Raw genomic sequence first — 11,375 nt, forward strand, 5'->3', positions numbered from 1 at the left:
ACCCCCACACCCCCTACAGGGTGGTGGTGGAGGTGGTGGTTTGAGGGTTTTGCTCCTCCACCTTTCTCCACCTTTTCTCCACCTTGGGGCTCTAGGTGGAGAGGCTGCTTACCTCCACTCTCCACCTGCATTTCTCCACCTTGCGAGGTGGTGGAGAGACCATGCCGGAACGTCATTCGTCGTGCTCCGCCACTTCAATAAACGGTCTCGGCTTGCCCTTGGCGTCCTTGCCCTCGACCACGACAAGCGAGCCGGCAGCGCGCCACGTCCGGACCATTCCGGCGATACGGGCCTTGTCCGTTTTCTTATTCACGTCGAGGCCCAACACCCGGGCAACCGCGATGCCAACCCACTCCGGCGACTGGCTGCTTTCGCGCCATGTCCCGCCCTTGATCTCCTCAAAGACGCGATCGACAATCGGACCGTTCACGCCCTCCAGAGCGTCGGGCCATTCCCAGGTCGTCACGACGCCGACGCTATCGCCGAATTGCAGATGGCTCGGCGCGTTGCCGAGGTCCACACTCTCGAGCTTGAACCAATCGGACTTGTCGGCCGGAGGCGCCAGATTGGCCTTGTCGTTGAATGTCCGGAAATAGATGCGCGGGTTTTCAATGCCGGCGTTCACTGCCTGAGCGTCGGTCATGCGGTTGACGACGCGGACCACGCGGCAACCGTCCGTCTTGGCCTTCGCGCCGCGGGAGCTTTCCGTTGTTATCTCGGTCTCGCCGCCGCTCATCTTGCGGGTATGGTCCACAAGATGCACCGCGACGTTGGCGCGCTCCGCAACCCGGCCCCATTCCTTGATAATCATATCCTGGAACGTGTTGTTGTTCTCGCCCACTTCATGCGAGGAAACGAACGGGTCGATAACGAGCACATCGATTGCGTTGGCCCTGCACTGCTCAACCAGCGCGTCAACCACGGGCGCCAAGATGAAGGCCCCGCCCTTGAGTTCCTTCGCCATCACAAGCGGCGTGTCGCGTCCGCTATTGACGAATAGATAGCCGTCCGTTTCGTCTTCGCTGAGCCCGTAGTGGAGGGCCGCTGCTTCGATCTTGCGCGCCGTCTCCTCCTGGGGATCTTCAAGATTCCAGAGCCACACCTTCATGCGGCGCTTGGGGCTGACACCGAGGAGCCCGCGGCCCGACGCCATCGCCAGCGCCTCGACTGTGACAAGTGACGACTTGCCAATGCCGCCCGGCGAAACGGTCGCGGTCACGAATTTGCGGATCAACAGGCTCCCATAAATCCAATCACGAAGCGGGATTGTCTTAGGGTCAACGCGCTTGTAAGGCGTGGCAACGATTGCAGGCGGCTTGTGGGCCTCGGCTGCGTCATCGTTGCCCGTTTCGGATGGCGCCCGTAGAGCCTTGCTGTAATCGGCAATCGGCCCGCCGCTCAGCACGGAACGATATTCCCGCTCCTGAATTGAGCGGGGATGCTGCAGCCCGTAACTCAACCCGCTTTTGATCGTCGCCATGCAGCGCGACCGTCCATCCTCTTGCAAGAGACCATTCGCGGCGCAAGCCGAAATGAGCCCGTCAATGACGCGGCCCTCGTCCAGGAGCCCCGTTGCAACAAGCGTTCCCAGGCTCACAGCCGAAACGTTTAGCCGGTTATTGCGGTCGCCCTTGAACGTGGAGGAGAGCTCGCCAATTTCGCCATCAAGAGCGGCCTCAGCGTAGGCCGAACGATCGGCGCCATCGGAGCGTTCAGGCCGGCGCACCGTCGCAAGGGCACGGTCGGAAATCTTCGGCTCGGGTTGGGCGAGGATCAGGTTGTAGAGCCAGTCTGGAGCGTCCGCGAAGTGGAAGCTATAAAACTCCTCCTCAACCTCGTAATGTTTCCCGTCGAAGAATTGCGAGGGCGGGAAGATCAGATAGCCACCATCGCCGCGAACGTTGATGCCCTTCTTACTCAGGGCGCCCTCTCTGTTCGTGATCGGCTTGTCGTCCCGCCAACGGAAAAGCATATGCTTCCCTCCGCCTGGCGTCAGATGCGTGTGTGTAGTTGGCAAATCACCGTGTTGGATCTGAAGCTTCGCGAGATATTCGCGGCCATCCGCGGCGCCGACTTCTTTCGGCGCGTCAGGATCGATCGCCCAAATTCCGGCCTTCGGCCCCATTGGAACGCCAATCATCGCGTTGGGCCACTTGGTCCACCACGTTGTGATTTGCTGCGCGTCCGTCGTCGCCTTGTAGAGGCCTCCGCTCTTCTCAATCGGACTGCCTGTGTGAGGATCGATCTCCCTCGGGACGAGCGGCCTTTTGTCCTTGGGACTGCACGGGAAGACGGGAAAGCCACGCTCGGCATAATCGAGAGCGGCGCGAAGCAGCATGTTGCCTTGAATGGTCAAGGGCGCATTCATCGCGAGCCCCCCAGGTTCGCTAAGGCTCGCGTGAATTTTTCCTCTATCGCTGCGGCTCTTGGCTGGTCCGACTTCGCGGCCTCAAAAATTGCCTTGGCAACGGCTTCGCTCACGTCGGTTTCTGAGCCTTCAAGCCCGATGAAGCCAACGCGCAAGCGGCAATCCGGCGAGAGCGATTTCACCGCAACAAAATGCTTGAACTCGTTCGGCAGGCGTGTAGGATTCATTCCGTTGACGACGGCGCCGGCTTCTACCTCTGCCTTGTGGGCGAGGCGAACGCGATGGCGCCGGCCTGGAAACCTTTCAAAAAATTTTTTGTCGGCTTGCGACATGCGATCATTCGCAGACGAAAGCTCGTCTAGGCGGCGCTGAGCCGCATTGCGGGGCCTCGACATTTAGTCGTTGCCCCGCTTGTCTGCGCTGTTCTTCAGATCGCGCTCTAGGTTCGGATTGTAATCAAACGCGGCTTTTTCCCAAAAGCCCGCGCGCTTGCCCAGCTTGATCGCGCGTCGCAGAAACTTGCGGGCCAAAAAACTCCGCGTCGATGCGTTCAAGCAAGCTTTCATACTTTGCAAGACGCGCGACCGTAGACCGAAGGTCGTTAAGCTCATCAAGTGATGCCCCATTGTCGCGAGGCCCAATCATGGCCCGCAACTGTTCAAGCTCCTCCCCTCGGACTGCTACGCGGGGATCGGCATACCAAATCGACTTGATCCTGGCCGGCGTCCAATTTTTCAACCGACGCTCAAGGCGCCGAAGAATGGACTTCACCGACTCACCCGCACAGCCATCCCCTGCTAGCTGACGGATCAGGTTCGACGCTTCACGCAACGCAACTTCACTAGTCATGGCTTCCGACCGCTTTTCGGAGTTTTCCGACATGGCATCTGCTTTCCTGTTGATCAGGAGAGCGAGCGCGTAACGGCGACGCATTCGAGGACGAGCGGCCCGACAAAGTTTGGCGACCACGGCGGGTTGTGCTGTCCGAAAGGAAAATTCGTTTCGATTGCGGCAGATCGATATTGCCCCCGCGTACTGCCGCGATCGGAGACCGGCCGAGCAATGCCCCGTCGTTCGGCTGAACGTGGCGGACTGGCGCAATCCCCCACGCGCCAGTCCGCCCGGCAGGGGTGGAAATGGAATATGCTATGCCCCCAAAGCTCATCATGCGACCTTCCCAAACGACGCCTGAGCGCGTTCGGGCGCTCCAACTATTTCGCGAATGGGATGCCGTAATGGTGAAGCATCATGGGACGCTTTATCACCGAAAGCTGGGCTACACTCTCCACTAAGCGGAGGAGAGAACACGTCCGGCCGAGCCTGCCAGCGCGGGACATCGCCTTTCGTGGCTTGCTCGATTCGAATAGCCATTTCTGGGGTCATGCGCCCCTTTTTGTTCGCTTGCCAAATGGCGTTTTGCGAGTAGCCGGCCGCCCGAGCAAGCGCGGCTTCGGAGCCGCCGCACAAGGACTGGGCCTTTGCGATCGCATTCCGGACACGCACCTTAGCGCTATCGTCGTCTGGCATCAGCATTAACCTCCAGATAACACTTGCAAGTGTATTACGCAACCCCGCATAAGGGTTTTACACTCGGAATGTTCCTTTGAAAGTGTTGGCTTCAACACTTTTTGACTGGCAAAACACCTCCCATGAGTAAGCGGCCCACCCGAAAGAAACCGGACGAAATTCGCGGACGGGATCAGACCCGCCCCACTCCGGAGGCGGTTGGAGCCAAGATTCGCAAAGCCCGCGAAGCCCTGGGCTGGACGCAATCACGCTTGGCGGATTTAGTCGGCACAACCCAACAGACCATAGAGAAGATCGAGGCTGGAAAGGTCAAGCGCACCAGCTACTTGCATGATATCCTGACCGCGCTCAACCTACCGCCCGAGCGGGATATTTTCGTCAAGCAATTTCCCGTTTTTCACGGGTTCATCAGGAACGTAGGCGGCGAGCACCTTCGGATTCGGCGCGAAACTCGGGGGCTTGAGATACAGGAACTCGCCGCCCTGGCCGGCGTGTCGCCAGAAGCAATTCAGGCCCTCGAGACGAGCCAAGACAACAACGTGATGGATCCGCCATCCCCGCACTTTGGAGTCGCGCAAGCTGTGGACAGGGCTCTGCGCAGGCTGGAACGGCGAGACCCGGCCGGGGAGCCCTCATCCGCCCCGGGCGATATTGTAGCGGCCCTCCCCAGCGGAGAATTGGACTTTCCTTATTTTCGGATGGGCGAGACGAAGGGCATCTTCTTTGACTATTTCGGCCCGCCGCCCTGGGACATTCCGCGCGTTCGCGGCTACTTCGGCCTTTCTGTTAGCAATTGGATCCGGGGTTCGTACAATTTTAAGCCGATTAAGGCTGGCGCCCGCTTCTACGCCCGACCGTTCCGCGACCCGCCCTCCGAGCCCGTCCATGTCATTGCGCATCGGGCGAACACCCATCCCGCCGCAATCGACCATGTGTTCATCGGCCTCATGATCGCGGTAAACGATGAAAGCGCCACGCTCCAGCTCACGGAAACCGGATCCCCTCTTGTCCTGCCGGTTGATGATTGGAACTTCTCTCAAGTGCAATTTGCCGCCTTGACCGATATTTGGGGAGCGCTCAGAGCCCGTCTCGGGGAGCCACCTGCCCCATAACACCTATAGGTGTTGACAATAACACTTGTGGGTGTATCGTGGTCCTTGATCGGGGCCGCTTGGTTTAATCGCGTGTCGGCCCCTCTTAACCAGCGGGAGCCCATTTCATGCGAGCCACCAACCAAATTCCGGCCTCGAATATCGCGCCGGTCAACTTCGCCACCATTACGTCAAACGGCCTGACCGCCCTTATTGCCCGTCTCAACGCGGCGGTTGCCGAAGTCGAGAAGTGGGCTCCGATCGAGGAACGGCTCGGCGAGCAATTCCGCAAGTCGGCCGAAAAGCCCAAGGTCAAGGGTGGCACTACCCCCGCCTCTACGTTGATCCGGGACGGCAAGCCCGAGCTGGAAATGCCGGCGTCGGATTGGTTTTTCCACACCCGCGAGAGCATCATGGAAGGTCACGCCAAGGCGCTTAAAGCCGCCGAGAGCGCCGAGGCCCGCGCTGCCGTCAATGAGCGGTATGCGGCCCTGCTGGCCGATTGGGACGCCCAAGAAGCCGCCTACAACAGCAAGAGGCCTCGGGGCCTCGTCCACGCCAAGCGGATGCTGAGCAAGGCGCACCGGGCCTGGAGCGTGGCCGAAATGGATATCGTCAACTATCGGCCGCAGAGCATCGCAGAGGTTGCGGAGTGGCTGGCCTATGCCGGCCGCAACGAAATGCGCGGCGTATTCTTCACGCCCACCGAGGGTGATCTTAAGCAGATGATGACCATTGCCGCCGCTGTCCTTGCCGAACACGGCTTGAACTGAGGGGCGCGCGGCATGCTGCGCTCTGCAGCATTCGCCGCCCTGACCGGTTTTGTTTGTTGTTTTTATTTGGTCTGCCATCGCCTGCGGGGCGTGAGAGGAGCCAGGACTATGTTGCACTTGCCTCAATCCGAAACCGGCGTCCGCGCGTCGCCGCGAAGTGACGAAGAGTTTGCCAAGGCGTTCCGCAGTCTCGAGGGAGACCTGTGCGATTGCGCCATGATGGCGAAGATCGCGGCCGGCATGATTTCTGAGGCCGACAGAGGACAGTTTCCGGACGAATTGATCTTCGCGGTCATGCACGCCAGCAACATGATCGAGGATCTAAAAAAGAGCTACTACGAGAGCTATGGAAGCTCCGGCAACATTGGAGTGGCAGCATGAAGCTTGCGCAATCAAATGACGTTGACGCCTTCGTTCGTCGGCTGGTCGATATCGCGAACCAACATGCGGTAGACATGAAAGGGATGAACGAGAAAGCCGCGCTAAAACACGTCAACGCGATTATCGACGCCGGGCAGATCGTCTTTGGCGTCTACCAGGATCCGCTTTCGGCTACGGGAGTCGGGTACAAGGTTATCAAGGGCGCCCGTGAATTGGGCGTCGTCGCGGTCTCCCATCAGGCCGAGCAATTCGCGATTAGCGCCATCCCCTGCGTATCCGCCGAACAAGCTATGGCGGCGGCTGCTTTGTTGGGTGACGGACAGCGCAAGTCTCATTGACACCAAACATGAGCAAGCCGTCAGCAATCCCGGCAGGTTCTTGGCCCAGGCGAATGGCTGCCGAGCTGGCAGCCGGCTACTGCGGCGAGCGGACCGCTGAGGACTTCCTAAAGCGGGTTGGCAAAGAGTATCCTCAGCCGCGAGTGGCGGAAGGGCGTAGACGGCTATGGTTGAGGGACGATCTGGACAGAGCGATAGCGCCAAGTCTCGCGCAAGGCGACCTCGCAGAGGATTTGTGAGCGTGGAGCTACCGCGCCACGTCATCCCTAAGCCGCTGGCGAGCGGCAAGACCGGCTATTACTACAACGTGCCGACGAAGTATCGCGCGCTCAAATGCCCGGTCTCGAATGAACCGCTGGGGACTGACTACGCGCTAATGAAGGCCCGCGCCAAGGTGCTCAATGAGCAGTTTGACGAATGGGACCAGGCACGCAAGGGCCTGCCCGTAAGCGGCGTCTCGGCGCCGAGATATGGCTCCGTCGATTGGCTCTTTCGCGAGTACAAGATCAGCAAGGCTTATCTGGAGAAGGTCGCGGAGCGGTCCCGCTCAGACTACGAATGGGCGATGGACGAGATTTGCAACGTCATCACCAAGTCGGGCGATCGGGTCGGAAGCCGCCTCGTCAAGACGATCAGCCCGAGAGCTGCGGACAAGCTCTATGATAAATTCATCACCGCGAAGGGAAAGAAACTGCCGGCCGGTAAGCAACGGCTGCGCACGGGCGAAAAGCTTGTGGGGCTCTGCCGGAAGGCTTGGCGGGTTGTGCATCGTCTCTATCCCGAGGAGTTTCCGGACGACGTGCCGAATCCTTGGGATGGTGTGACGCTCAAGAAACGAGCTAAGGACAAAAAACCCGCCGTCACGCGGGAAGAGGTCTACGCCTTCGCGCAAGGCGCCCTGGAGGCCGGCTATCCCGAGGCCGCCGCTACTGCCGTCATCTGCTTTGAATGGCTCCAGCGCCCGGAGAACGTTGTTGCCGGATACATCACATGGGCCGACTACCGCTCGCCGTCCGCGCCCTCAATCATTCGGGTAGCCCACCACAAAACGGGCACCATAGCGCCCCACCCGCTGGAGGAGATCGACGCTCAGGGCAACGCGACCCGGTTCTATGCGGACGCGGAGGAGATCCTTGCGAAGCTCCCGAGGCTCGGGCTGCCCATGATCCTGCACAAGCAGAAGGATGGCACGGCCAAGCCATGGCGCTACAGCTCGCTTAACCATGTCGTGACGCGGCTGCGTAAGAAGATCGAGGGGGTTCCGCCTTACTTCACCCTGGACGCCTGCCGGCATGGCGGATTGACGGAGTTGGAAGAGGCGGAGTTGACGGATGGGCAAGGCCGGGCACTGTCCACGCATCGCACTCAGCAAAGCTATGAGGGGTATGCGAAGCGGACCGCCAAGCGGATGCTGTCGGCAACCAGGAAGCGCTATGCGCACCGGCTGGCGAACGAAATAGCGACAAGCGTTCAGAATGACGGGGTGGACCCCGTTCAGAATGAAAATAGCGAGGTCGTAAAAAGTGCTTAAGTTTCAGAATGATCACTGGCGCGCTCGGAAGGATTCGAACCTCCGACCCTCGGAATCGAAATCCGATGCTCTATCCAGCTGAGCTACGAGCGCCTGGGTCCGATTGGACCAAAACCGGGAAACACCGCACCGCGGCTGGCGAGCCAGCGCACCGACGGGCGTTCGGATGGATTGGAATTAGCAGAGAGACTGACCAATAAAAAGCCCTCCCCGCCTGGTTTCGAAGCGGGGCGTAGCGTTCTTACCAGGTGTTGCCGAAGAAGCCGAATTGCGGACGCTGCGCGACCATCATCGGCCGGTCCAGCTGTTGCGGTACCGGATGCGCCCTGGCGATCTTGCGCTTCGGCGGCTGCGCCTGAGGCGCCTGAGCAGGCTGGGCTTGCGCTTGAACCTGCGGCTTGGTGTCCGCCTTGTTCGCTGCGGCGGCGCCCGCCTTCGGTGCTCCCGGCGTGAACTGGGCGAACGTCTCGCGCACCCGCGCCTTGGCCGACATCTCGGCGAGGGCTGCCGACGTGCTGTCCTGCACCGGCGGCTGAGGCGCAACGACAGCGGCGGTTTTCATCGCAGCCGGGACGATCGTGGGCTGGGCGGTGTCGAGCACGACACGCTCGGGCAGATGGCGATCGGAGCGAATCCGGATCAGCGGCTGATCATTGCTTGCGGTGGCGACGGCCTGCGCAACCGGCTGCGATGGCAGAACGAAGTCCGCTGCGAACAGCAGTGCGAGCAAAGCTCCACCGACAAAGACGAAATATCGAAAGACAGGCATTGGCCACGCTCCGCCCCCGCATCCCCGCGTGGGCTCTCCGCCTCAACAGGCGATCTCTTAATTGGTTCCTGGCCCAGCCGTCCGGTTCAAATGGAGACGCGAGGTTTTTTGGCCAAGGGCCGCGGAGGGTAACTTTTCCGCTACCGGAACATGCCGCCTTTATGCGCGGCGTGCCGCAACCAAGGAACATTTCGCCTGATCGGCATTCACGTTGACGAAGCCGACGGGAATCCGGGCGTAGGTCTTGCGGCTCCTCATGCCGACCGGGTCAGCCAGCACGCGACTGCGATCGGTGAGATGGCTGCCATCACGCCGCGCAAAGGCGCAGACGATCTCGACATCCTTTACGGCATAGTCATTGTCGTTTCGCAGCGTGAACGTCACCAGGGCTTTCGAGCCAAGGCCGCCGCGGCGCCAGGTCTGCGAGGAAATCCTGAGACGACCAAGGTCCGCCATGGCCGGGACCTGAGCTTCGGAAGCCAGCGACGCCGATCCGGCCGGATCGTTCGAAGGAGCCGTCTCGACGGCTGCCACCTCCGACTTGACCTGCTCAGCGCTATTGCCTTTGGACAGAGGCAGCAGCATCCAGACGCCGCATCCGACGATGACGGCCGCCAGCAACCACAGAAGGCTGCGACCAAATGAGACGCTTGCAATCGTGACGGCTCGCGCCAGTCGCTCGCCGGTCCCTGCAAAGCGCCTCAATCCGATCCGGTCGAGCCTGGCGTTCATGGTTGCTTCACCGATCGCAGCCGAAGCCGTCGAGCGACGGAATGGGCCACTGCTTACCTTAATCCGGAAGACGACCTAGGGTTCCCGCACGCTTGCGAATCGGCAAGGACGGTGGCGATCACCGACCACGGCCGCTAACATGCGCGGCAACATCGCGCAGGACCATCGGGAGACATCGAAATGCCAGTCGTCACTTGGGATCACGTCCATCTGCGCAGCCCCGATCCGGAGGCGACCGCAGCCTGGCTGCGGGACATCCTCGGTGGCGAAATCGTCCGCGCGCCGGGGCGGATCGACGTGAACCTTGGCGGCGCCAGGATCTTCATTGCGCCGCTCGAGGGCGACAGCGCGGTTAACCCGCCGCCTCCGCACCCGCATCAGGGCCTCGACCATTTCGGGCTGACGGTGAAGGACATCGATGCCGTCGCGGCCGAGATCAAGGCCAAAGGCGTCACCTTCACGCGCGAGCCGACCACGATCCGGCCCGGGGTGCGCATCTGCTTCATCCGCGGCCCCGAAGGCATCTCCATCGAGCTGCTCGAGCGGGACAACAAATATACCTGACACCGCTCGTGCCGCCTCGACGCACCGGGCAACATGCCGCCGAGGTCGCTAAAGCATGATCCGGAAAAGGGCGCAGCGGCTTTCCGAAAAGATCATGCTCAAACAATAACCTAGAGCGCGATGACGATTCTTCCTCATCTCATCGCGTTTCAGGTCATGCTGCCCGGCATGAAGCAGCGGACGGTGACGCCCATGTAGCCGTAGATCGGCCACACCATGGTGCGCCCCACCCGGTTCGGCTCGGAGATCACGGCCTCCTCGGGGACATCGACCCAGACCAGCTCCTGCGGCTGTCCTTCCAGCCCGGAGCCGTAGCGCGGGAGGCGGACGCGGTAGTGCCCATCCTTGCTGTCCCAGTCACTATCCGAGAGCGCTGAACCGTCGGCATCGGAGCAGCACGGTCCCTTGCCGCTGCGCAGGCCGTCGAACCAGGCCTTCAAATCCGGATTGGTGTTGGCGAACTGGCCGCGGTCGCGTGCCTGGCCGATGGGGGCTGCGAGCGCAAGCAGGACCAGGGCCCCTGCCAGTCTCGTCGCGCCTCGCCAGCGTGTTACGCTGCCGGAGCGCCGTCGTTCCGTTTTGCAATTCGTGGGACGCGCACTGTACAGACGCGGCTCATCGCCGCCGGAATCGATCCAGTTCCTCATCGTCTTGCTCCAGCACCCCGCGGCCAGTGCAGCTAGTTGTTGTGCATTTTGCGGGCCAACTCTGATTCGCAACGACCGGCCTCGCCCCATCATCAGACCGTCATGATTGCGTCACGCACAAGTCGGGACAACTACGGCTCGCGGCGGCAACCTCCGGCGGCCGGCCGGCAAACTGCCGCGTTGCGCGGGGCGATACGCTTTGGCATAAAAGCCGGACCGGCTACGCCATTGGGCGATGGCGGCCGGCCCGTGGGACGTTATGAAGAACGGCCTTTATTCGATTCACGTGACCCTGCTCGATGGTCGAGTCGGCAAGGGCAGCGGCGTGATCCTTTTTCGCGACGGCAAGATTCTTGGCGGCGATGCCTACCTCTATTACACCGGCAGCTACGTGGTGAAGGACGACACCAGCTTCAAAGGCGAGGTGCTGGTGCAGCGGCACACCTCGCCGCGGGGCGACGACAATCCGCTGTTCGGCGGCCCTGCCCCGGTCGGCATCGGTGTCAACGGCACCTACACGGACACGCGCGCGGAGATGACGGGCACGGCGCTGGTCGGCAAGGCCAGCCTGATCTTCGGCGCAACGCTGCACAAGCTCGCTGACGTCGACTAAAGCGGATACCGGTTCGCAATAAGAACGCGCGCCAAAACCAA

General features: G+C 61.2%; 14 protein-coding genes and 1 tRNA gene. 7 read left to right on the forward strand and 8 right to left on the reverse strand.

The genetic code is table 11. The features are described 5' to 3' along the window. Positions 1 to 172: 172 nt before the first annotated feature. The 4 genes from E4K64_RS25515 to E4K64_RS41910 form a co-directional block, all read right to left on the reverse strand. The gene (locus E4K64_RS25515; RefSeq protein ID WP_167772254.1) at positions 173 to 2,356 is read right to left on the reverse strand and encodes a bifunctional DNA primase/polymerase; all 2,184 of its coding nucleotides are present in this window, start codon (positions 2,354 to 2,356) and stop codon (positions 173 to 175) included. Between the two features lie 8 nt (positions 2,357 to 2,364). Further along, positions 2,365 to 2,700: a hypothetical protein gene (locus E4K64_RS25520; protein ID WP_135165971.1), complete on the reverse strand. Its 336-nt coding sequence runs from the start codon at positions 2,698 to 2,700 to the stop codon at positions 2,365 to 2,367. Positions 2,701 to 2,824: 124 nt separating this feature from the next. Beyond that, positions 2,825 to 3,250, reverse strand: coding sequence for a hypothetical protein (locus E4K64_RS25525; protein WP_135165972.1), 426 nt, complete (start codon positions 3,248 to 3,250; stop codon positions 2,825 to 2,827). A gap of 282 nt (positions 3,251 to 3,532) precedes the next feature. Beyond that, positions 3,533 to 3,901: a transcriptional regulator gene (locus E4K64_RS41910; protein WP_135165973.1), complete on the reverse strand. Its 369-nt coding sequence runs from the start codon at positions 3,899 to 3,901 to the stop codon at positions 3,533 to 3,535. A gap of 116 nt (positions 3,902 to 4,017) precedes the next feature. On the opposite strand from E4K64_RS41910, the gene E4K64_RS25535 reads away from it, so the two are divergent. The 5 genes from E4K64_RS25535 (at position 4,018) to E4K64_RS25555 (ending at position 8,009) form a co-directional block, all read left to right on the forward strand. Next, positions 4,018 to 5,007, forward strand: coding sequence for a helix-turn-helix transcriptional regulator (locus tag E4K64_RS25535; protein ID WP_135165974.1), 990 nt, complete (start codon positions 4,018 to 4,020; stop codon positions 5,005 to 5,007). Positions 5,008 to 5,114: 107 nt separating this feature from the next. Next, positions 5,115 to 5,759: a hypothetical protein gene (locus E4K64_RS25540; RefSeq protein ID WP_135165975.1), complete on the forward strand. Its 645-nt coding sequence runs from the start codon at positions 5,115 to 5,117 to the stop codon at positions 5,757 to 5,759. A gap of 12 nt (positions 5,760 to 5,771) precedes the next feature. Continuing rightward, entirely contained in the window at positions 5,772 to 6,140 is a 369-nt protein-coding gene (locus tag E4K64_RS25545; RefSeq protein ID WP_135165976.1) for a hypothetical protein, read from the forward strand. After that, positions 6,137 to 6,478, forward strand: coding sequence for a hypothetical protein (locus E4K64_RS25550; protein ID WP_135165977.1), 342 nt, complete (start codon positions 6,137 to 6,139; stop codon positions 6,476 to 6,478). The genes E4K64_RS25545 and E4K64_RS25550 overlap by 4 nt, the downstream gene beginning before the upstream one ends. A 241-nt stretch (positions 6,479 to 6,719) precedes the next feature. After that, the gene (locus E4K64_RS25555; RefSeq protein ID WP_135165978.1) at positions 6,720 to 8,009 is read left to right on the forward strand and encodes a hypothetical protein; all 1,290 of its coding nucleotides are present in this window, start codon (positions 6,720 to 6,722) and stop codon (positions 8,007 to 8,009) included. Between the two features lie 16 nt (positions 8,010 to 8,025). Here E4K64_RS25555 and E4K64_RS25560 read toward each other — a convergent pair. From E4K64_RS25560 to E4K64_RS25570, 3 genes are all read right to left on the reverse strand, one after another. Beyond that, positions 8,026 to 8,102, reverse strand: a tRNA-Arg gene (locus tag E4K64_RS25560). 148 nt (positions 8,103 to 8,250) lie between these two features. After that, positions 8,251 to 8,778, reverse strand: a complete 528-nt coding sequence (locus E4K64_RS25565; protein WP_135165979.1) for a hypothetical protein — start codon at positions 8,776 to 8,778, stop codon at positions 8,251 to 8,253. Between the two features lie 159 nt (positions 8,779 to 8,937). Next, positions 8,938 to 9,510: a hypothetical protein gene (locus E4K64_RS25570; RefSeq protein ID WP_135165980.1), complete on the reverse strand. Its 573-nt coding sequence runs from the start codon at positions 9,508 to 9,510 to the stop codon at positions 8,938 to 8,940. 180 nt (positions 9,511 to 9,690) lie between these two features. On the opposite strand from E4K64_RS25570, the gene E4K64_RS25575 reads away from it, so the two are divergent. Beyond that, entirely contained in the window at positions 9,691 to 10,074 is a 384-nt protein-coding gene (locus E4K64_RS25575; protein ID WP_126258151.1) for a VOC family protein, read from the forward strand. Between the two features lie 149 nt (positions 10,075 to 10,223). On the opposite strand, the gene E4K64_RS25580 is transcribed toward E4K64_RS25575, so the two are convergent. Continuing rightward, positions 10,224 to 10,721 carry a hypothetical protein gene (locus E4K64_RS25580; protein WP_126258150.1) on the reverse strand — a complete coding sequence of 166 codons (498 nt, stop codon included), beginning with the start codon at positions 10,719 to 10,721 and terminating at the stop codon, positions 10,224 to 10,226. Positions 10,722 to 10,980: 259 nt separating this feature from the next. Between E4K64_RS25580 and E4K64_RS25585 the strand changes: the two genes are divergently transcribed. Beyond that, positions 10,981 to 11,334, forward strand: a complete 354-nt coding sequence (locus tag E4K64_RS25585; RefSeq protein ID WP_164718693.1) for a GrlR family regulatory protein — start codon at positions 10,981 to 10,983, stop codon at positions 11,332 to 11,334. Positions 11,335 to 11,375: the final 41 nt, after the last annotated feature.

The organism is Bradyrhizobium frederickii, assembly GCF_004570865.1.
GTDB classification, from domain to species: Bacteria; Pseudomonadota; Alphaproteobacteria; order Rhizobiales; family Xanthobacteraceae; genus Bradyrhizobium; species Bradyrhizobium frederickii.

What these genes read in the sequence shown, in the direction of transcription:
- E4K64_RS25520 (WP_135165971.1), bottom strand. Translation starts at nt 2,700, where the DNA reads ATGTCGCAAGCCGACAAAAAATTTTTTGAAAGGTTTCCAGGCCGGCGC.
- E4K64_RS25565 (WP_135165979.1), bottom strand. Translation starts at nt 8,778, where the DNA reads ATGCCTGTCTTTCGATATTTCGTCTTTGTCGGTGGAGCTTTGCTCGCA.
- E4K64_RS25575 (WP_126258151.1), top strand. Translation starts at nt 9,691, where the DNA reads ATGCCAGTCGTCACTTGGGATCACGTCCATCTGCGCAGCCCCGATCCG.
- E4K64_RS25580 (WP_126258150.1), bottom strand. Translation starts at nt 10,721, where the DNA reads ATGAGGAACTGGATCGATTCCGGCGGCGATGAGCCGCGTCTGTACAGT.
- E4K64_RS25570 (WP_135165980.1), bottom strand. Translation starts at nt 9,510, where the DNA reads ATGAACGCCAGGCTCGACCGGATCGGATTGAGGCGCTTTGCAGGGACC.
- E4K64_RS25535 (WP_135165974.1), top strand. Translation starts at nt 4,018, where the DNA reads ATGAGTAAGCGGCCCACCCGAAAGAAACCGGACGAAATTCGCGGACGG.
- E4K64_RS25550 (WP_135165977.1), top strand. Translation starts at nt 6,137, where the DNA reads ATGAAGCTTGCGCAATCAAATGACGTTGACGCCTTCGTTCGTCGGCTG.
- E4K64_RS25545 (WP_135165976.1), top strand. Translation starts at nt 5,772, where the DNA reads ATGCTGCGCTCTGCAGCATTCGCCGCCCTGACCGGTTTTGTTTGTTGT.
- E4K64_RS41910 (WP_135165973.1), bottom strand. Translation starts at nt 3,901, where the DNA reads ATGCTGATGCCAGACGACGATAGCGCTAAGGTGCGTGTCCGGAATGCG.
- E4K64_RS25525 (WP_135165972.1), bottom strand. Translation starts at nt 3,250, where the DNA reads ATGTCGGAAAACTCCGAAAAGCGGTCGGAAGCCATGACTAGTGAAGTT.
- E4K64_RS25540 (WP_135165975.1), top strand. Translation starts at nt 5,115, where the DNA reads ATGCGAGCCACCAACCAAATTCCGGCCTCGAATATCGCGCCGGTCAAC.
- E4K64_RS25585 (WP_164718693.1), top strand. Translation starts at nt 10,981, where the DNA reads ATGAAGAACGGCCTTTATTCGATTCACGTGACCCTGCTCGATGGTCGA.